The sequence below is a fragment of the Ligilactobacillus saerimneri genome (assembly GCF_036689625.1).
Taxonomy (GTDB): domain Bacteria; phylum Bacillota; class Bacilli; order Lactobacillales; family Lactobacillaceae; genus Ligilactobacillus; species Ligilactobacillus saerimneri.
In genome coordinates, this window is the sequence record NZ_CP144759.1 from 711,562 (window position 1) to 731,787 (window position 20,226).

A 20,226-nucleotide genomic window follows, 5' to 3' on the forward strand; every position below is an offset into this window, starting at 1 on the left:
AGATTAAGAGTACATGGGCTATTTAACTATGGTAAAATGTCAATGTATAACCAATGAGGAGGAATCGTTCAATGAATCGTGACGACAGGGATTCACGGGGCCAAGTGGAAGATAACAAGCCTTGGGAAAATCAATTCGAAGATGAACGTGATGACAGGGGCAATTACTCACGGACAGCAAATAAGCGTAAGAATAGAAATAATACAGTATTAACGACATCACTGTTGATCATTTTTATTGTGATTATTTTGGGAACTATTGGTTTATATTTCCTATCGCAAAAGACTGCAACAAAACCAGTTGAAAATGATGCTGATAGTGTCGAAGTAGTGACATCTAGTGAAGGTAAGCGCAAAAGTAGTTCGACGCATAAGGCTAAAAAGGCAACTAGTAAAAAAGAAAAGAAAAAAGCTACTAGTACGTCTGCTGAAACAACCAGTAGTAAGAATGAAGCAAGCAGCTCTGAAGTAAGTTCCAGTAGTTCCGTGGCGTCATCTTCGAGTGCTGCTAGTTCTTCTAGCCAGGAAGCCAAGCAGTATGCGACAGTTGGTCAAGGACAAGGAATTTATCGGGTAGCAACAAATAATGGATTGACAGTAGACCAGTTGATTCAACTCAACCCAGGGTTGTCAACTTCTTCCCAACTTAGTCCTGGACAACAGGTACGGATTAAATAATAAATTTGGATAGAGGCTGGGAATGACCAGCCTCTTTCCTTTGCTAAGGAGCATACATTAATACGGTGGACAAGAGGACCATTATTTAATGCGTTTGGCGCGTGAGCATAATATTTTTAATGTGGTAAAGGGTGAATAGAGTTATGAAAGAAAATATGCAAATTGCAATTGATGGGCCGGCATCGGCAGGTAAGAGTACCATTGCCAAGCTGATTGCCAAAAAGCTGCAATATATTTATTGTGATACGGGAGCTATGTATCGGTCAGCTACTTATGTTGCACTGAAAAATAAGGTACGGTTGGATGATGATGCTGCGTTGGCACAGATGTTAGGTCAAATGACAATTCGTTTCCAACCAGGGAAAACTGAACAACGGGTGTTTGTCAATGACGAAGAGGTAACTGACGTTATTCGGACACCAGAGATTGCTAACAATGTCTCAGTTGTAGCTGCACAGCCAAGTGTGCGGGAAATCTTGACAGCACAACAGCGCAAGATCGCGGCCCAAGGGGGAATTGTGATGGATGGTCGAGATATTGGGACAGCTGTTCTTCCGCATGCGCAAGTGAAAATTTTCTTAATTGCAAGTGTTCACGAACGAGCCGTTAGACGGTATAAAGAGAACGTAGCTAAGGGAATTAACACACCATTGGCCACACTGGAACAAGAAATTGCTGCGCGTGATCAAAAAGATTCGACCCGCAAGATTTCCCCATTAACAAAAGCTAAAGATGCAATTGAAGTCGACACAACTTCAATGGGGATTGAGGAAGTTGTAGCGAAAGTGATGGCTATCGTCAAAGAAAAGGAACAAGAATAATTGATAGTACATCATTAAGAGTGAACAAAATGGTTCACTCTTTTTTATTGCAATGATTTCGATAAACGGGTTTAAAGTAAATAGAAATATAACGCACAAGGAATAGTTTTTAGAGTTTGTTGCATTTAGCATGCTTCATATTGATGAAAAAAGAGAAGCATTTTTAAAGAGTAGCGGAATAATATTGTTATTCGTTAAAATTTTTCCTAGCATTTAAATTGAATATAAGCTAAAATAGAGAGCAGAGTTAGTCGTTAAGGAGGACATTGTCCATGAGTGAAACAGAAGCAAACAAGGATTTATTAGAAGCTCTAGATAAAGTGACAGAGGTTAAAGTCGGTGATGTTGTTAAAGGTGAAGTTTTAGCAACTGACGATTCTAACCAAGTCATCGTTGGTATTGGTGATACTGGTATCGAAGGTGTCGTTCCTGTCCGTGAATTGAGCGTTAAGGAAGACGAAATCGAAGATAAGATTAAGAAAGGCGATGTACTGGACTTAGTTATTATCTCTCGGATCGGTTCTGACAAGGAAGGTGGCAGTTACTTACTTTCCCAACGTCGTTTAGAGGCTCGTAAAGTATGGGATGATATCGAAGCTAAGTTTGAAGCTGGCGAACACATCACTGCTCCTGTTACACAAGTAGTTAAGGGTGGTTTGGTTGTTGATGCTGGTGTTCGTGGTTTTATTCCTGCATCTATGATTTCTGACCAATACGTTGCTGATTTGAACCAATTCAAGGGCCAAACTTTGGAACTTAAGATTGTTGAAATCGAACCAAGTGACAACCGCTTGATCCTTTCTCACAAAGAAATTGCTCGCGAAGAACGCGAAGCAAAGAAGAAGGCAGTTATGGATAAGTTAGTTGTTGGTGACGTTGTTGAAGGCAAGGTTGCTCGCTTAACTAACTTCGGTGCTTTCATTGACCTTGGTGGTGTTGATGGTTTAGTTCACGTTTCCGAAATTTCTTATGAACGTGTTGGTAAGCCAGCTGACGTGCTTAAGGTGGGCCAAGATGTTAAGGTTAAGGTATTGGCTGTTGATGAAGAACGTGATCGGATTTCACTTTCTATCAAGCAAACTTTACCAGAACCATGGGAAGAAGTAGCAGAAAAGATTGCTGAAGGTGACGTTGTTGAAGGTACTGTTAAGCGTTTGACTAGCTTTGGTGCTTTCGTAGAAGTGTTACCTGGTGTTGAAGGTTTGGTTCACATTTCCCAAATCTCTCACAAGCACATTGCTACTCCTAACGAAGTCTTGACTTCTGGTGACAAGGTTAAGGTTAAGGTCTTAAACGTTGATGCTCCAGATCACCGTTTGGCCCTCTCAATCAAGGCTTTACAAGCTAAGCCAGAAGGCGAAAAGAAGAGCGAAGGAAAGGCACACAACAATAGTGAACGTGTTGAATTACCTGAAGAAAATACAGGTTTCACATTAGGTGATATTGTTGGTGACGAACTTAAGAACTAATTAAGTTTAAAAAATTCTGGCCTAAGTTTTCTTGGGTCAGTTTTTTTATTTAATCAGTACAAGGAGGAAAAAACATGGCAAAACCAATTGTTGCAATAGTTGGGCGGCCTAACGTCGGTAAATCAACTATTTTTAACCGGATTGCCGGAGAACGTATCTCAATTGTAGAAGACACTCCTGGTGTAACCCGGGACAGAATTTATACCAATTCTGAATGGCTTGGCCATCCTTTTAGTATGATTGATACTGGTGGGATTGCCGTTGGTGACGAACCATTAGTTCAGCAGATCAGTGAACAAGCAGAAATTGCAATTGATGAAGCAGATGTAATTGTCTTTGTTGTTAGTGTTCGAGAAGGGGTTACTGATGCGGATGAAAAAGTAGCTAAGATTCTGTATCGGACTAATAAGCCGGTTATTTTGGCAGTGAATAAGGTTGATAATCCTGAACAACGTGCTCAGATCTATGACTTCTATTCACTAGGTTTTGGTGACCCAATCCCGGTAGCTGGAACACACGGAATTGGTACGGGGGACTTATTAGATGCGATTGTTAAGAATTTCCCTGAAAATGCTGGAGATGAAGAGGACGACAGCATCAAGTTCAGCTTTATCGGCCGACCTAATGTGGGTAAGTCCTCATTAGTCAATGCTATCCTGGGTGAAGAACGGGTAATTGTTTCTGGAATTGAGGGAACAACACGTGATGCAGTTGATACTAAGTTTACCACTGCTGATGGTTCTGAATTCACAATGATTGATACTGCTGGAATTCGGAAAAAAGGGAAAGTTTACGAAAATACGGAAAAGTATTCTGTAATGCGGGCCCTGCGTGCAATTGATCGTTCAGATGTTGTAGTTATGGTATTGAACGCAGAAGAAGGCATTCGTGAACAAGATAAGCATGTGGCAGGATATGCGCACGAAGCGGGCAAGGGCATTATTATTGCTGTCAATAAGTGGGATGCGATCAAGAAGAATACCCATTCGCTGAATGATTTCACGGCTGCAATTCGCCAAGAATTTCAGTATTTGAGCTATGCGCCAATTATTTTTGTGTCTGCTAAAACTCACCAGCGGTTAGGTGAATTACCGGCTTTGATTAAGCGAATTAATGAAAATCATGGACGGCGGATTCAATCAGCAGTACTCAACGATGTTATTATGGATGCATTGGCCTATAACCCGACGCCAACAGATAATGGGCGCCGCTTACGGGTATACTACACAACGCAAGTTGCTACTAAGCCACCAACATTCGTAATCTTTGTTAATGACCCTGAATTGATGCATTTCTCATACGAACGTTTCTTGGAAAATCGGATTCGCGAAGCGTTTGACTTTGAAGGGACGCCTGTGCATCTGATTGAAAGAAAGAGAAAATAATGCCTTTTTTCAGTAATAAAAAAAGGCTAAAAGCCTTGTTATGATAGGCTTTCTATGCTATTCTAGCAATGAACAATGATTTGTTGGTCATTGTTTCATCGATTTTGAGTCATACTCAAAACGATTATATGACATAGCAATATGTCTAGTTTTAATTGAGGAGGTGAAACACATGGCAAACAAAGCTCAATTAATCGACACAGTTGCAGAACGGACTGGTTTGACTAAGAAGGACGCAACTGTTGCAGTTGATGCAGTATTCGGTTCAATTCAAGATTTCCTTAAGAAAGGCGAAAAGGTACAACTTATCGGCTTCGGTAACTTTGAAGTACGTGACCGTGCTGCTCGTAAGGGTCGTAACCCACAAACTGGTGCAGAAATCGAAATTCCTGCAAGCAAGGTACCAGCATTTAAACCAGGTAAAGGTTTGAAGGACGCTGTTAAATAAGAAAAAGATAATTTTTCAAGAAAGTCAGAACCATTGTGTTCTGGCTTTTTTTAATATATCCTTGAAGGAGCTACTAAAAAGTGAGGGGTTAGAGATAATGTCTTTTTCAGAAGAAACACTCGATTTAATCGCACAAGGGAAAATCGATGAAGCCCACAAAAAGTTTGCCTGGGCGTTGCGCAAAGATGATGATGACACTTTGTATAGTTTAGCCGAAGAACTGTATTCGTATGGACTGTCAACCTGGGCCAAAAGAACATATACCAAGCTGTTGGAACGTTATCCGGATGAAGATAGTCTGCGTACAGCCCTGGCGGATATTGCGATTGGGGAGGGTAATGATGACGAAGCACTGAACTACCTGGCAAGTATCCAGCCTACTTCTCCAGCGTATTTGGAAGCTTTACTAGTAGCAGCTGATCTTTACCAAACGCAGGGTATGTTTGACGTTAGTGAACAAAAACTACTCACAGCTGCTAGTTTAGCCCCAGATGAGTCTGTCATCCAATTTGCCTTGGGGGAGTTATATTTCAATACTAAGCAATATACAAAAGCGATTGGGTGCTACTTAGACCTAATTAAACAGGGAATTCTGAACTTGTCGCAGGTCAACTTAGTTCAACGACTAGGACTATCTTATGCTGGAGCAGGCCGATTTGAACAAGCATTAGGTTATTTGGAGCAAATCCATGACGACCAACTGGATAATGATACTTTATTCCAACTAGCCTTCACCCAGTTACAATTAGATCGTGTCGATGATGCTGAACGAAACTTCAAGAAATTAATTGACGAAGACAGCTCCTATGGGACTGCCTATCCTTATCTGGCACAAATTCAAGAAGATAAAGGGGATCTCGCCCAAGCTTTGCGTACCTATGAAGAAGGTTTAGCTGTGGATGAGTATAATACTAACTTATACCGTAAGACAGTTGAGATTGCGCTTAAATTAGGGAAAACAGCATTAGCTGAGAAGTTATTGCGGCAAGCTTTAGAACAAGATCCTCAAAACATGACGTTGGTTGTCCAGTTGAGCAATCTTTTAGTGGAATTGAAAAAGGATACAGATAATATTCAATTGCTCAAACAGTATTTGGGTGATGATGAAGTTGATCCCCAACTATACTGGAACTTGGGACGGGTATATGCACGGCAAGACCAATTGGCATTAGCTGAAGAAAATTATGATGCAGCTCGGACATATTTAGGACAACAGGATGATTTCATTTACGATGTGGCGTTCTTTTATCGCAACGTCGGACGGCGTGATGATGCACTCGAGTGTATCAACGCTTACCTCCAAAGACATCCTAATGACAGTACAATGTTAGATTTGCAAGATCAATTAATGTATGAATAAAATAATAATCCCTGCTTGGTGAAACACCAGGCAGGGATTATTTGTTAATGCGTAGTAGTTAAGAGATAGGCTTGCTGACGGTAATAGTTAAGCGAAGTGGGGGTTAAACGTAAATGATGACAAAGTTCTGCGTCAGAAAGGGACTGGTGGTGCAGAATGTAAGCACATACCGCATTACGGTAAAGTTCACGGGGAATAAGGGGGAACGGGGCGTGCTTTTGATCGGCTTTGAGGTACTTGTGCAACCCCGGTAGGCTCAAGCGGGGGGCAGCAAGATTGATACGTTTTTTCAAGAAAAGGTCTTCGCATTCCTGAAGTTGCCGGAGCTCAGCGTAGGCAGCAGTATATTCTGCTAGAAATGCTTGTTCCATGGGTTGCAAAGTGATTTTGTTCAGAACTTTATAGAAGTTAGGTGCCATAAATTCCTGCACCGTAAAAAAGTGAGCCGAGCACAAGAGAACCATCCGAGTGTAGAACGACAGCTGTTTGTTTTGGAGTAGATTTGCTAAATTATCACACCAATTTAATGGAATCTGTGAGAGTGCTTGACGGTGTAACCCTTTGAGTTGCAGCGTAGGCAAAGTGGTTGTATATCTTTGACTAAACAAAAAGGAAAAATAAGTATTCAAATGAGTCAGCACCTTGTTGTAGGTAGTGTTTTTAATATTACGCTTGCTTTGAAGCATATTGAAATAGTCACGAATGTCAGCCTCGTGAATATTATCTAGTTGGGGCTGGTCTTGGTAAGAAAGATTAAAATGACGTAAATAGTTGAAGAGATCAGCTACGTCGTGACAGATATCGTTAATAGTAATTTCTTCAAGATTACGGTGGTAGAGATGAAAACGAAATTGCTTTTCGTATGGGAAACGCATGCCTATTCGCTCCTTAATTCGATAATTAAAATGTTACTTTAATTAAAGTATATATAATACAGGACAATCTGTCGACGAGGAGGTTATAATTTTGTAGCGGAAATTATTTTTTGAGGAAAAATGAATGGAGCTTTAAATAAAGAATGACAGCAGCCTCTGTTTTGATGGTTACCTTTGAGAAACATGTACTGGAGTGAATAAAATGAGTTTATATGATGTTGCGCTGAAGATCGCAAGCGATGCACATAAGGGGCAGGTCGATAAAGCCGGAGTTGATTATATCCAGCACCCAATTTATGTTGCCAGTTTAGTGACTGATGAAAAAGCTAAAGTGGTGGCATTACTACATGACGTGATTGAAGATTCCGCGTATACACTTGCTGATTTGAAGGCTAAGGGCTTTACAGAAGAAATTGTTACAGCAGTTGCCACGTTGACTAAACCCAAAAATGTGTCTTATGAAGATTATCTTAAAAAAGTTAAAGCTAATAGTATAGCTCGGAAAGTGAAGTTAGCCGACTTACAACACAACTCCGATTTAACCAGGTTGAGTAAGGTTAGTGAAGATGACCTAAAAAGAGTCCAGAAATATCAAGTGGCAATCACATTTTTAATGGCGTAATTAAGCTCATTAGCAAGTATGCTCTAACAGTGAGTATGTTATACTAATCATATTAAAACAAAGATTTAGACAAAGGGATGATATTGATGGTCAAAGTAATCGTTGCTGGTTTTAAAGGCAGCATGGGTAATAAGGCAACACATATGGTGATTGATCATGATGATTTTGAGTTGGTCGGGGTCTTTGATCCTACCGCTACTGAAAAAAATTTAAGTGAAATTGCAGAATTTGCAGCTTATGATGTTCCGGTTTACCAAGATTATGAACAAATCAACACTGACCAGGCAGATGTGTGGATCGACTTTACTGTTCCACAAGCTGTATATACTAATACCAAGTTTGCCCTTGAACATGGGGTGCGGCCAGTAATTGGAACAACTGGGTTGACAGATGATCAGGTGGTTGAATTACAACAGATTGCCAAAGAACGAAAGATTGGTGGATTGATTGCACCAAACTTTGGATTATCAGCAGTATTGTTGATGCAATTTGCACAACAAGCTGCTAAGTACTTCCCTAATGTGGAAATTATTGAGATGCACCACGATAATAAGCTGGATGCTCCAAGCGGAACGGCTGTGGCAACTGCTAAGAAGATTGCAGAAGTACGGGAAGCCCACCACCAAGGCAACCCTGATGAAAAAGAAACTTTAGCTGGTGCACGGGGGGCAGACTATGAAGGGATGAAGATCCATTCAGTTCGATTACCAGGATACGTGGCTCACGAACAAGTACTCTTCGGTGCACCTGGGGAAGCTTTGACAATTCGGCAAGATTCATTTGATCGGTCTTCCTTCATGTCAGGAGTAGCAGTGGCGGTTGCCAAAGTCGGCACAGCGCAAGAACTCTTAGTTGGATTGGAAAATCTCCTATGATTGTTGAACAGATTCCCAGTGAATTTCAACAAGCATTACCAGTGCTCAAGACCATTCAGGATAATGGCTTTGAAGCTTATTTTGTTGGTGGTAGTGTTCGGGATACGATCCTGGGCTTGCCGATTCATGATGTGGACATTGCCACCAGTGCGTACCCGGCAGAAGTGAAGGCGCTCTTCAAGAAAACGGTTGATACAGGAATCGAACACGGGACAGTAATGGTAATTGATCATGGCAAAGGCTATGAAGTAACGACCTTTCGGACTGAATCAGGATACCAAGACTACCGTCGCCCTGATAAGGTAACGTTTGTGCGTTCGCTTGCAGATGATCTGAAGCGACGTGATTTAACTATTAATGCGTTAGCAATGGATATGAATGGGGAAATCGTTGACTTGTTCGGAGGTTTAGATGATTTAAAAAATCACTTAATCCGGGCGGTTGGTGTTCCTGCCGAACGTTATCATGAAGATGCCTTGCGGATGATGCGAACAGTACGATTTGCAAGTAAACTTGATTTTGCAATTGATCCTACAACAGAAAAGGCTATTGCAGAGAATGCACCCTTACTAGCCAAGATTGCGGTCGAACGGATCCATGAAGAATGGGTAAAGTTGCTTCAAGGACGTAACATCAAACGGGGTGTGCAAGCTTTTATTGATACTGGCTTGTATCAATATTGTCCTGGTTTAAAGGACTACCGTGCCGAACTAGCACAATTGTTGACTTTGCCAGCGATCAAGTTAACTTCAGAAGAAGCGGTTTGGACATTGATCACTACACTTTGTGAGCTAGACGATAGTCAGGTTAGTCGTTTATTACGGCAGTGGAAGTCTTCCCGGGAGATTATTCACAATACGCTTAAAGCCCGTGTTGCTTTACGGGCTTTGCGGCAACAGCAATTAGATGCGCTCATGCTATACCAAACAGGGTTGCCACTATTGCTAGTAGCTAATCAGGTAGCCGCTTTTTTCAAAAATCAGGTTGATGAAACAGCCCTTCGGACCCAGTATGAAAAGTTACCGATTAAATCCAAGCGCGAGTTAGTTTTAACCGGGAATGATTTACTTAAAGCAAAAATCATAACGCCAGGCCCACGGATGGGGCAAATACTGAATACGCTTGAAGTTGAAGTGGTGCAAGGGAAAGTTGCCAATCAAACGGCTGCGCTAATGGGCCGTGCCTGTGAGTTAGCTAAACAAAGCGATTAAAAAGTAAAATAGCAAAATAGTTTAGAACCGAACCATAATTTTTGCTTTGGCAAAAGTAGGGTTCGGTTTTTTTCGGTGGATTTATTCGTGGTTTTTAAAAAATAGGAAAGTGTAAGCGAGCATAAAGATTGTAGCGATTCCAAAGCCCAGCATAAGGATACTATGACGTAAAGAAAAATATACGATATAAGCGAGCGTCCCTAATAAGTAGGCGACTAAAGTATAGTGGAATTGTTTTTTCTTCATTACCATTGACCTCCAAGTGAGCTGAAAAAGTAACTACTACACTTCAAACAATAACATACTTCATGTGCTTTGCATATTCTCACAAATAAATAGTTACTTTAACTAAAGTAAAAATAAAAAAGAAACAGGGGGAATTTTTCCTAGAATATCATTTAAAATGAAAAAAACAGCAAGCTAATGCTTGCTGGCCAATTATAATTAAAGATTTAAATCAGTGTTATAGTTTAGCGGTGATAAGTCAGTAGACTTAGTTACCAAGACGCTGATTAGCTTGTTCATTGCGTCTAATCCTGTTTGTTGCATCTTGATGCTTTGGTCGGTTAGGAACTTAGTCCGTTCGGCTGGTTCCATTTGTAGAGCCTTTTGATCAGCTTCGCGTACCATCTGGCCAAATTTAATCCGCAACTTGTGTTGAGTTTCTTGAAGGTCTTCTCCAAATTCGTGATAGTGAGGATCAACCAAGATTCCGGCCAATTTGTATGTCCAGTAAGCCGAATCTGGGCTATAATCCTTGGTTCCAACCTTGTAAGCAGGGTGAACATCGGTTGCACCAGCATAAAGTGGAACGTAGACACTTTGTGCGGTAACACCGAGGGATAACCAGTGGAGGCCCCCAACTTCAATCGGCATATCAGGCCGGATTTGGAGGATGTGTGATTCCTGGGTCTTGGCTAGACTGATTGGGCGGAACTTCCCACTTTCAGTCCCCTTGCCCAGTAAATCGTATGGCGTCCGTTGGAAGTGGGATCCTAGAATATATTCAACGTCAGCTACCTGAATGAGACGGTCAGCCTTGCGAATAAAAGGTAAGTCTTCACTCATTGGAGTGTTAGGGGTATCAGCGTTGAGATATTGTTGGGCAAACCAAACACGTGGTGTACTATAAACTTCATCTGAAAGAGTTTGAGTACCGAAAATCTTGCGGAAATTAAACCCTTCACGAGCGGTATTAAGATGATTTTGTGCTACGAATTCTCTGATAGTTGGTGAGAACATGAAATTATCGGGATCATCAAAATCAATCTCTTGGATAGCCATCTGGTTAGCAGCAACAGCATAGCAATCATCAGGAATGCGTTGAGCAACCCAATGGTGACCTGACCCAATTTCCATATACCAAACTTCATCTTGGTCGGAGAAAAGCATGCCGTTGGTTTCAGCAGCCCCGTTAGTTTCAACAATCTTACCCAGGATTGCAACACCTTCGCGAGCGGAATGTGCGTATGGAAGAACCACAGTGACTACTGAACCTTCGTTAATCCCTGTTTCAACCAGGGGGTCAACTGCTAAGACTTGGTCATTAGCATACGTACTTTCAGTTGCACTCATTGCAACTCCGTATTCATTGATCCCATCTTCTTCGATCAATCCGTTTTCAGCAGTCCATTCAGGTGTAGCAGTGTATTTTCCCTTAACCTTAGGCAAAGTAGTAGTGAAACCGTTGTCTTGAGCAACGAATTTTTGTTCATTAGCGAATTCTTCGTGTGGATGAATCACTAGGTGCTTTGGCCAAGCCGACTTGAAGTCCTCGTTTCGTGCAATAAGGGTAGAACCATCGACAGTGGCCTTTTTGCCGACCAGAACACTGGTACAGGCAGAAAATTCATAGCGATTTGAAGCCATTTTAAAACCTCCCATTTTTAACTGTCTACTATGATACCATATATGCAAGGATATCTAACTTCAGAAGCGTTGGGGAAAGCCTAAGTTGTAAAAGATATCCTTTAAAAGTGAATTTTGGTAAACTATGTGTAAAGATATAAGGAGGATGAGGACATGCCTTTAATTCATATTGAACTAATCGAGGGACGTTCCCAAGAACAATTGAAGAACTTAGTAGCGGATGTAACTGCAGCGGTGGTTAAAAACACTGGTGCTCCTGCTGAACATGTGCACGTGGTTCTGAATGAAATGCAAAAGAACCGTTACGCTGTTGGCGGTACACTCAAGAGTGACGAATAATACAGCATATAAAAAGACCAGCTTTGAAATAAGGCTGGTCTTTTTATGAACCCGCAATATGGCAACTAATCGATTGGTTAACGGGGTGGTTAGGAGTGGTTTTTGAAAAAATATCGGCTAAATGATCGGCATCAGTTTGCTGAATATTAAAAAAGCGATTATCAGCACTCATGACGGAGCGTACTGCTTGACTATGTTTCAAACCCAAAGCGTGACCTAACTCATGTTCAGCTACGTTTACTATTTCCTGTTTGGTATAACCGTAGGTCTTCATTTTCTTTAAATCAAGTTCGCATTGACTGATGTTGTGGTTGCGATATTGATAGCGACCATTAATTTGTTGAGTAGTAAGGCTAGATTGAGTATTAGTCAGCCCCACTGTGTTTTGGCTGAGAGAAATGCTCTGAGGAACCAATGTAATTGTAGCTGCCGCAATATCATTAGTCGGTTGGAGAGTGACGACATTGGTTTTGTTCCAACCTTGTACAGCTTCATGCCAATAAGGTAAAGTTGACTGGTCATGACCGTGGGTATTGACGTAAAAATAGACGGTACGGTGAATCGAGGCCGGCTGATAATGGTCGACAGGTTGCTCATGATGTTGAGCTGCCTGAAAACAGCGGTTAGCGGTATCAAAAAAGTTGCGGGGAGTTAAGGCTAGATGAGCATACTGCATCTGCATGAGAACAATAAAAGCTAACCCGCACAGAATAAAGAGAATGAGCGGGCGTAAGCGATAAAAAATATTTTTAATAAGTTTAAATATCCACTTACTCATGAGCAGTACCTTTCGAGTTATTCAAACATCCGTTTGATTTAAATTATACCATCTCCTGGCAAATGAAGGGAGAATTTAGCGACTTTTAAGGGGAGAAACGGCAAAAAAGAAGAGTGAATTTAATGGTATAATGAAAAGTGATTGATATATTAAGGAATGGTATTTGCTTGTGAAGCGTAGGAAAAAGATAATTATAGGATTTTTGATGGGAGGTGCGCTAGTAGCACTACTTGTGCGCCTTCTCTTTTTTGTGGCAATAGTTGAGGGGACTTCGATGAAGCCGACGTTACATAATGGCGAGGAAGTCATGGTATTGCGCACTAAAAAAATCCACCGCTTTGATGTGGTATTGGCAACTGACCAAGCCGGCTTGGTATATGTGAAACGTGTAATCGGCTTGCCAGGTGATAACATCCGCTATCATAACGAAAAACTATACGTCAACGGACGCGTGGTAGCAGAAGACTTTTTATATAAACAACTTGATCTGAACAAGCACCAGCGCTATACAGCTGATTTTCCTGCTGATTATACTAGCAAAGGCGTCCATGTTCCGCAGGGAACGTATTTTTTAGTTGGCGATAATCGCCCTATAAGTCGCGATTCACGGACATTTGGGGTAATACCAAAAAAGCAAATCAAAGGACGGGTAGTGTGCAACATCGCCCCGTTTGACCAGTTCCGATTCTTTTAAGGAGGTAAAAATGGCAGTTATTCAATGGTACCCAGGGCATATGGCTAAGGCTTTGCGCCAGGTGAAAGAGAATTTAAAGGCAGTTGATATTGTTCTAGAATTGGTTGATGCACGTATTCCTGATTCTTCATGGAATCCGCAATTGACAGAGGTGATTGAGCAGAAACCACGGATTGTAGTTTTGACCAAGATGGATCTGGCTGATCCAGCAATGACCCAAAAATGGATTAATTATTATGAACAAAATGGCATTCCGGCACTAGCAGTTAACAGTAACGCTAACAGCTTGAAGGTAATTGAAAAAAAGATTATTGCTGTTTTGGGAGATAATAATAAAAAGAAAGCAGAAAAAGGCATTAAGACCAAGCGTAGTCGGGTGATGTGTGTGGGGATTCCTAATGTTGGGAAGTCAACTCTCCTAAACCACCTGGCTAAGCGCAGAATTGCCCAAGTAGGGAACCGGCCCGGAGTGACGAAAGCACAGCAATGGATTAAAGTAGGGAACACCTTGCAATTGTTGGACACACCAGGAATCTTGTGGCCCAAGTTTGAAGATCCGTTAGTAGGGAAGAAGTTAGCCTTGACAGGAGCGATTAAGGATACACTCTACGCTAAGGACGATGTTGCCCTTTACGCATTAGAACACTTCGTAGCACATAATCCGCAGGCCTTAATGGATCGTTACCGGGTTACCAATGATCAGATTAACGACACGACTGTTGAGCTCTTATTAGCAATCACGGCTAATATGGGATTCAAGGATGACTACGAACGGGCTAGTGAGCGGCTTATTTTTGATATTCGCAAAGGTAAGTTGGGGCGGTATACCCTTGATGACATTCCCCAACCAGTCGAGGAGCAAGAATAATGGCGGAAAAAAAGCTTACCATTAAAAAAGTCAAGCAGCTGTTGAATGAAACCCCAGTTGACAAACAGTTACTAACTCAGCTCCAAGATGATAAGCGGGCAGGAGTGCAACAGGCACTGCGAACCTACTACCGCCGGCAAGAACGAGAGCAAGCTCGGCGGGAAGCTTTTCAACAGCGCCTGGTAATCGAACGGTCTTATTGGGAAAAGGGAGTCCAGTATGTTGCCGGAATTGATGAAGTGGGACGCGGTCCTTTGGCTGGTCCAGTAGTGGCTGCGGCAGTTATTTTACCGCACGATTTTGCCCTCTATGATGTTAATGATTCTAAACAATTATCGGCGACTAAGAGAGAAACGTTGTACCAACAAATTTTGACAGAAGCAGTGGCTGTTGCAGTCGGCTGGGCGGACAACCGGTTGATTGATGAAGTCAACATTTATCAGGCTACAATTACTGCCATGGAACAAGCAGTGGCTGATTTAACTGTTCGGCCAGACCAACTTTTGATCGATGCTATGACGATTGCTAGTGATGTTCCACAACAGAAACTCATTAAGGGTGATGCTAAGTCGGCGTCTATTGCAGCTGCAAGCATTGTAGCTAAGGTTAACCGTGATCACTTGATGGCTTTTTATGATGAAATTTATCCGGGTTATGAATTCAGTCATAATGCGGGCTATGGAACGAAAGCACACCTCCAAGGTTTAGCTAATTATGGAGTTTCACCGATTCATCGCAGAACCTTTGAACCAATTAAAACAGGTTTAGCCACGGGTAAATATAGTGGTTAAACTTGCATAGTCAATAACAGAAGTATCCTATGCATTGGACGTGTTGGTCTAATGTTGTGGGGTACTTTAATTTTTGAGCAAATTAGTCTACGTGGAGTGGCTTTATCAGCAAATAATATCTTTGATCTAAATAAAACTTCCACTAATTTTTATGTGCGAGTTGAATTTATGTATTATTTCTTGTACAGTTATAGAGTAAAGTTTAGGTAAAAACCTAGCCTGAAATTTAACCACCGATCCATGGTGTAAGTAGTTAAGTGGTTAAAATTTGGGCAAGCAATATATTTAATAAAGCTTGATATAATAGTGTTTTCCCTAAGCTCAGATGAATGAACCTCTCCGATAAAAGGAGACGAAAACCGGGGCCTAAGCCCCTAAGTTTTAGTTGAACCAAGAAGATGAATGAACTTCTCCGATAAAAGGAGACAAAAACCTATCTGCCCGCTTATTCCGTATTGAGTGGAGCCAGGGCGATAAATGACTTTTTCTGATAAGTACATGGACTATTAAGTGACATTTTGTCGTCCAAATCTTCCTACATAAAAACGGTTGCTATGTGAATGTGCATGGCAACCGTTTGTTTTATAAGGAAGAGAGATTATGGTGCGCGAAAAGAGAAGCATTTTGCTACCAAACGATAGGCAGTGAAAATAGTTTTGTGTGTTGGTCTTAGGACGCAATTATTTTTACGCTTCTCTTTATGTTTTTATAATAGAAATTTCGTAAATTTTTTCAGAAACAATTCAAAGTCTGTTTTTTTGTACAGTACGTTTGACAACCTATACTTGTAAGCAGGAAAAATAATTAGTCTGCGGAGGTGTGCAATGGAGAAATCAATTTATCAACAAATTTGCGATAATATAACTGACGGAATTCTTGATTGTGATTTTATCCTTCACGAGCAAGATTCCGATGATTCCGTTAAATGGGCTCCCGGCGCATTAGATGGCGTCAGAATTTATCATATGTCTCATACAGGTATGGATGCTGCACAGTTAAAAGGAATGGTCAGAGCACTTAAAGTTGCCATCTGCGGGGATTTTTCCAAAGCAGACGCTATATTTTTCGAATGGACAAAGGATGTCCGTGCCATCAACTGTATTGATGAATTGCAGAATTATATTATCGATCATTCCCAGACACTGGAGGTCAGAAATATCTTTCACACCGCCTTGTCCCTGGTTCTGTATTCCACACATGTAGAATGCGTTAAGATCGTGCTTGAACTCTTGGAACTTTTCGGAGATCCACAAGAAAGTCTGAAAGAGATCATTCGAAGGATTGGCTTGTATGATGAATTTACAATCTTTGCTGTCTGGAATATGCAGCAGTGGGAAAATGGCAACGATGAAATTTTTGCTATTGCAAAAAAGGTACACAGTTGGGGGCGGATTCATGCCGTAGAATATCTGAATCCAAATACGGAGGAGATTCGTCAATGGTTTCTGACTGAAGGAACGATCAATGGAGTTATAAATGCATACTCTGCTCTGACCTGCTGGCAAAAGTCAGGTGCTGAAGGACTCCTGTTTGGAAATCCAACATCAGAGGAATATGCATCCATTACGATGCTGATCGATGGACTGATGGATGAAGGCCCCGTGCCTGGTATCTCTGAAATTGAAGATGCAGAATCTGTCATGCTTCGTTATCTGAAGCTTTCATCGAGCTACACACTCAGCACAGATGAATACGATGTGATTCTTTCTATCAGACACTGGGCAGATGATAGAGATGTACTGTCTGTTTCCGCCACCTGTGATCAAATCCTTCATTCAAAAGACTGTACGGAAGCCGTAGAAGCTGCAGTCAAAGAAGGAAAGGCTCTTCGGTTGGCGAATGAACTTGAAATTCCTTTCCGCAAAGATCTGCTCAAATGTATACGGAAAGATTTTGATGAAAATTTCTATAACTGTAGATATCTGATGAATTGCAGGGATTATATAGAGCCCACATTGCAGATCTTTCGAAAAAAGTTACCTTTTTCTGAAATAGCAGGTGAACCGGAAGACAATATTGGAATCGGTGAAGAATACGAAGCTTATGATAAGCTCCAGTTTATTTTGCAGGAACTTACTGCTTATCCACTTGTGGGAATAGATTTTATGGCTGCTGGTCTGCGGAGCCCAATCACACGTAACCGAACTCGTGCCCTTACAAAACTGAAATACTGGGTGCAGGAAAAGCAGCTACCGCTTGCTTTACTTTCTCCTGAATTGTTTGAGCTTGTAAAAGATCTCCGTGCCCAAGAAGTAAATGACAGTGCTATGGCGTTGATTATTCCACTTCTAAATGGTCAAACGCTCTTTACCGGCGATGGTGACGGAAGCGAAGATAGATCATAATGTACCCCTCAGACTAAAGGAGATAAAATTATATATAACAGTAGAAAATAGCGAAAAACATTCGGTAAAACTGAATGTTTTATATTTTTTGAATGGTATCGTTTTTTAAAAAAATTAAAGTAAAATATATAGATGGAGAGATAAGACGAAATAAATAGGATTTTAAAATGAAAAATATTGTCTATTTTGAAAATCAAAATTTCGTTTCAGTTCGCCGTTTGTAAAATTAAGTTAGAAAAATAGAAAAGCCATTTGTGGTAGACTTTTGAATACTCCTAAACAAAAGAATGGAAACCACAAATGACTTACACCCATCTTACCACAAACGAGCTGACAATCATCGCCCATTCTTTCGTGAAAAAGCTTAAAGCGTACCGAGTGGACCAAATGATCAACCGTAGTGCCGAAACCGTTTATCGCGTTTATCGTTATTTGGAAACCGGTGCCCCAATTGCTGATTATCAAGATCACTATATGCGCAATAAGCAACGTTGTGGCCGAAAACGTACTCAGTTGTCACTGGCTGAACTCACTTATATCAACGACAAAATTGCCCAGGGGTGGACACCTGACACCATTATTGGGTACGCTGAGCGCCCAATTAGTTGTAACCGGCGAACTCTTTACCGGATGTTTGAACGGGGGCAGTTCGGTCTGAATGTCCGTGCTTTGCCCATGCAAGGTAAGCGGCACCCTAATGGCTATATTGAGCGCCGCGGGAAGGCTGGCCAATTGGGGCGAAGTATTCACGAGCGTGCCAAGGACTTTCCGCACTATGCCACTGAATTTGGGCACCTTGAAGCTGATACCGTCCAAGGAAAAAAACACCAAGGGGCGGTAATGACCCTGACCGAACACCAATCGAAGGTCGAAATTGTACTCAATGTACACGAAAAGACGGCTGATGCGATTAACCAACACTTAAGTCAGTGGCTTCGGAAATTCCCGCGGCACTTCTTCAAATCGATTACCGTTTGACAACGGAAAAGAATTCGCCGGCTGGCGCGAGATTGCCAATCAATTTGACCTTCGCACTTACTTTGCCGAGGTTGGTGCTCCCAATCAACGAGGGCTGAACGAAAACAACAACGGTCTTTTACGCTGGGACGGCTTAACAAAACAGCTAGATTTCCGCAATCTTCCCGATGAATTGGTGACCCAACTGATGAGTAAGCGAAATAACCTGCCTCGCAAAGCATTAGACTATCGAACTCCATATGAGGTATTCATGTCTTACGTCACTGATGAGCAACTATTTTCTTTCTAACTTAAATTGACATTTCAGGACTTAAAATGTTAATTCAATAGTTTAAGATTATGATAAAATATCAAGGTGTGAACATTATTTAGGGAGGAGACGTCTAATGACTCAAAAATTTTGTGACAATTGTGGCGCCAAGCTATCACCGGGTTCTACGTTTTGTGATAATTGTGGACACAAAATTAAAGATGAGGTTGGAGCGCCGAAAGCAAAACCAAAACAAGTATCAAAAAATGACGACAAGCCGGTAGTGTGTGAGAATTGCGGATCAGAACTATCGCCAGGAGATACATTTTGTGATAACTGTGGCCACAAAATAGGTGATGAAGTTACGGCATCAAGACAGTCTGTAAAGCATATTGTGGATAATCTTGATAGAGGAACTAAGCGGGGTGAAAAATCAAAAAAGACTTTAAAAATGATCCTAGGTGTGATCGCTTTGATCGTCGTTGGTCTTTTCATTGCATTTAAAAGTGGATTTGTCCAAGAACAATATATTAAACAGTCGGCAAACACAAGTAAGCTGGGAGATACAACACTAGGAGATGTGACAGATGTTGATATAAACCTCAAAAAGAAAACGGCCTACTTTGTGCTAACTGACGAAGGTGAAAAAGAGTACGTAAAAGAATTAAATAAGGCTATTTCTGCAGATGACCCCGATGAACATCTTCCTATGGAGAATGCAACTGGTGAAGTTGTTAGTGAAATAATCAAGCAAAAGGACATATTGGGTTCAGATTGGACGGTTTCGGTAAGCACCCGGCAGCCAAACGATATGCTTATCTGCTTTAGAAATGGGAGAGAGACATTAAGGTTCCAAGATACAGATGAGGGTCAAGATTATATAAACGCTGTGCAGAATAAGGAAAGTGCAGATGAAATCGCTGGAACTGCGGGTGAACTGGGTCGAGCGTTTGACGATGGATATAACCGTGAATAAGGAGTGAATTATTATGAATAAATTTTGTGAAAATTGTGGAACTGAGTTAAAACCGGGAGCGAAGTTCTGTCCTAATTGTGGAGCAAAACAGCAAGTGAATAGTGATAACACTTACCATAGCAACACTGAGCAAAGCGTTAATAACGATGATCCGGTGATTGAATCACGTTTACAACAACATGACAACAATCAACAATTTCAAACTAGCAATCAAAGAGGGCCGTACAATGGTTCCGGAAACCCAAGAAAAAAAGCTTGGAGTCGCACATGGGCTAACAGTTCGTCAATAAATCAGTGTATGGGTCGAGCAGATTTTTGGTACGGTGCTGGTACTTTAATTGCAGGAATGTGGATGCTAGGTAAAGCTATGTTATTCACTCAAAGTCACGTCCTTTATTTAATCGAAATGGTGATAGCAGCAGTCTTTGAAATATGGTTAGTCATCGGTATTATCCAGCGGTATCATGATACAGGTCATAGCGGTTGGTGGATTTTTGTTCCGATAATGGACATCGTTTTACTGTTTGAACGAACAAATTGGAATTCCACAAGATGGCCTCGTTATGATTACAGTAATGAAGACTAAGAGGTTCGA

Annotated in this window: 20 protein-coding genes and 1 pseudogene; 17 read left to right on the forward strand and 4 right to left on the reverse strand. The window is 41.3% G+C overall.

Annotated features, from left to right (window positions below; translation table 11 throughout):
* The first annotated feature begins 71 nt into the window (after nt 1-71).
* The 6 genes from V3C97_RS03445 to V3C97_RS03470 all read left to right on the forward strand — a co-directional run bounded on the left by V3C97_RS03445 (nt 72) and on the right by V3C97_RS03470 (nt 6,160).
* The gene (locus V3C97_RS03445) at nt 72-677 is read left to right on the forward strand and encodes a LysM peptidoglycan-binding domain-containing protein (RefSeq protein WP_338434462.1); all 606 of its coding nucleotides are present in this window, start codon (nt 72-74) and stop codon (nt 675-677) included.
* Nucleotides 678-820: 143 nt separating this feature from the next.
* Complete coding sequence (gene cmk / locus V3C97_RS03450; RefSeq protein WP_338434463.1) at nt 821-1,498, forward strand: (d)CMP kinase; 678 nt, start codon at nt 821-823, stop codon at nt 1,496-1,498.
* A 272-nt stretch (nt 1,499-1,770) separates the two neighbouring features.
* Nucleotides 1,771-2,967 carry a 30S ribosomal protein S1 gene (gene rpsA, locus V3C97_RS03455; protein ID WP_338434464.1) on the forward strand — a complete coding sequence of 399 codons (1,197 nt, stop codon included), beginning with the start codon at nt 1,771-1,773 and terminating at the stop codon, nt 2,965-2,967.
* Nucleotides 2,968-3,041: 74 nt separating this feature from the next.
* Nucleotides 3,042-4,352: a ribosome biogenesis GTPase Der gene (der, locus tag V3C97_RS03460; protein WP_009554526.1), complete on the forward strand. Its 1,311-nt coding sequence runs from the start codon at nt 3,042-3,044 to the stop codon at nt 4,350-4,352.
* A 172-nt stretch (nt 4,353-4,524) separates the two neighbouring features.
* Nucleotides 4,525-4,800 carry an HU family DNA-binding protein gene (locus tag V3C97_RS03465; protein WP_009554524.1) on the forward strand — a complete coding sequence of 92 codons (276 nt, stop codon included), beginning with the start codon at nt 4,525-4,527 and terminating at the stop codon, nt 4,798-4,800.
* 97 nt (nt 4,801-4,897) lie between these two features.
* On the forward strand, nt 4,898-6,160 hold the full coding sequence (locus V3C97_RS03470) for a tetratricopeptide repeat protein (RefSeq protein WP_338434465.1): 1,263 nt from the start codon (nt 4,898-4,900) through the stop codon (nt 6,158-6,160).
* A 44-nt stretch (nt 6,161-6,204) separates the two neighbouring features.
* Here V3C97_RS03470 and V3C97_RS03475 read toward each other — a convergent pair whose 3' ends face one another.
* Nucleotides 6,205-7,035: an integrase gene (locus V3C97_RS03475; protein WP_338434466.1), complete on the reverse strand. Its 831-nt coding sequence runs from the start codon at nt 7,033-7,035 to the stop codon at nt 6,205-6,207.
* Between the two features lie 202 nt (nt 7,036-7,237).
* Here V3C97_RS03475 and V3C97_RS03480 point away from each other — a divergent pair, with 202 nt between their 5' ends.
* The 3 genes from V3C97_RS03480 (at nt 7,238) to V3C97_RS03490 (ending at nt 9,743) form a co-directional block, all read left to right on the forward strand.
* Nucleotides 7,238-7,657 (forward strand): HD domain-containing protein, encoded by a 420-nt coding sequence (locus V3C97_RS03480; RefSeq protein WP_338434467.1) that lies wholly within the window; start codon nt 7,238-7,240, stop codon nt 7,655-7,657.
* Between the two features lie 86 nt (nt 7,658-7,743).
* Nucleotides 7,744-8,532 carry a 4-hydroxy-tetrahydrodipicolinate reductase gene (dapB, locus tag V3C97_RS03485; protein WP_027827050.1) on the forward strand — a complete coding sequence of 263 codons (789 nt, stop codon included), beginning with the start codon at nt 7,744-7,746 and terminating at the stop codon, nt 8,530-8,532.
* Entirely contained in the window at nt 8,529-9,743 is a 1,215-nt protein-coding gene (locus V3C97_RS03490; protein WP_338434468.1) for a CCA tRNA nucleotidyltransferase, read from the forward strand. Before dapB ends, V3C97_RS03490 begins: the two co-directional genes overlap by 4 nt.
* An 81-nt stretch (nt 9,744-9,824) precedes the next feature.
* Here the strand turns inward: V3C97_RS03490 and V3C97_RS03495 are convergent, their stop codons facing one another.
* Together V3C97_RS03495 and V3C97_RS03500 are read right to left on the reverse strand one after the other, a co-directional pair.
* A complete protein-coding gene (locus V3C97_RS03495; RefSeq protein ID WP_338434469.1) occupies nt 9,825-9,989 on the reverse strand; it encodes a hypothetical protein in 165 nt (54 codons plus the stop codon).
* A gap of 198 nt (nt 9,990-10,187) precedes the next feature.
* The gene (locus V3C97_RS03500) at nt 10,188-11,612 is read right to left on the reverse strand and encodes a C69 family dipeptidase (protein ID WP_338434470.1); all 1,425 of its coding nucleotides are present in this window, start codon (nt 11,610-11,612) and stop codon (nt 10,188-10,190) included.
* A 153-nt stretch (nt 11,613-11,765) separates the two neighbouring features.
* Here V3C97_RS03500 and V3C97_RS03505 point away from each other — a divergent pair, with 153 nt between their 5' ends.
* Nucleotides 11,766-11,951, forward strand: coding sequence for a 2-hydroxymuconate tautomerase (locus V3C97_RS03505; protein WP_009554512.1), 186 nt, complete (start codon nt 11,766-11,768; stop codon nt 11,949-11,951).
* Between the two features lie 43 nt (nt 11,952-11,994).
* Here the strand turns inward: V3C97_RS03505 and V3C97_RS03510 are convergent, their stop codons facing one another.
* Nucleotides 11,995-12,729, reverse strand: coding sequence for a matrixin family metalloprotease (locus V3C97_RS03510; RefSeq protein ID WP_180849629.1), 735 nt, complete (start codon nt 12,727-12,729; stop codon nt 11,995-11,997).
* Between the two features lie 205 nt (nt 12,730-12,934).
* Here V3C97_RS03510 and lepB point away from each other — a divergent pair, with 205 nt between their 5' ends.
* The 7 genes and pseudogenes from lepB to V3C97_RS03545 all read left to right on the forward strand — a co-directional run bounded on the left by lepB (nt 12,935) and on the right by V3C97_RS03545 (nt 20,217).
* Nucleotides 12,935-13,423: a signal peptidase I gene (gene lepB / locus V3C97_RS03515; protein WP_081581145.1), complete on the forward strand. Its 489-nt coding sequence runs from the start codon at nt 12,935-12,937 to the stop codon at nt 13,421-13,423.
* 10 nt (nt 13,424-13,433) lie between these two features.
* Nucleotides 13,434-14,291 carry a ribosome biogenesis GTPase YlqF gene (gene ylqF, locus V3C97_RS03520; protein ID WP_338434471.1) on the forward strand — a complete coding sequence of 286 codons (858 nt, stop codon included), beginning with the start codon at nt 13,434-13,436 and terminating at the stop codon, nt 14,289-14,291.
* The gene (locus V3C97_RS03525; RefSeq protein WP_338434472.1) at nt 14,291-15,082 is read left to right on the forward strand and encodes a ribonuclease HII; all 792 of its coding nucleotides are present in this window, start codon (nt 14,291-14,293) and stop codon (nt 15,080-15,082) included. Before ylqF ends, V3C97_RS03525 begins: the two co-directional genes overlap by 1 nt.
* Nucleotides 15,083-15,906: 824 nt before the next feature.
* Nucleotides 15,907-17,427, forward strand: coding sequence for a hypothetical protein (locus V3C97_RS03530; protein WP_338434473.1), 1,521 nt, complete (start codon nt 15,907-15,909; stop codon nt 17,425-17,427).
* A 300-nt stretch (nt 17,428-17,727) separates the two neighbouring features.
* A pseudogene (locus tag V3C97_RS03535) lies at nt 17,728-18,694 on the forward strand (IS30 family transposase).
* Between the two features lie 97 nt (nt 18,695-18,791).
* Complete coding sequence (locus tag V3C97_RS03540; protein ID WP_338434474.1) at nt 18,792-19,631, forward strand: zinc ribbon domain-containing protein; 840 nt, start codon at nt 18,792-18,794, stop codon at nt 19,629-19,631.
* Between the two features lie 13 nt (nt 19,632-19,644).
* The gene (locus V3C97_RS03545) at nt 19,645-20,217 is read left to right on the forward strand and encodes a zinc-ribbon domain-containing protein (protein ID WP_338434475.1); all 573 of its coding nucleotides are present in this window, start codon (nt 19,645-19,647) and stop codon (nt 20,215-20,217) included.
* The last annotated feature ends 9 nt before the right edge of the window (nt 20,218-20,226 follow it).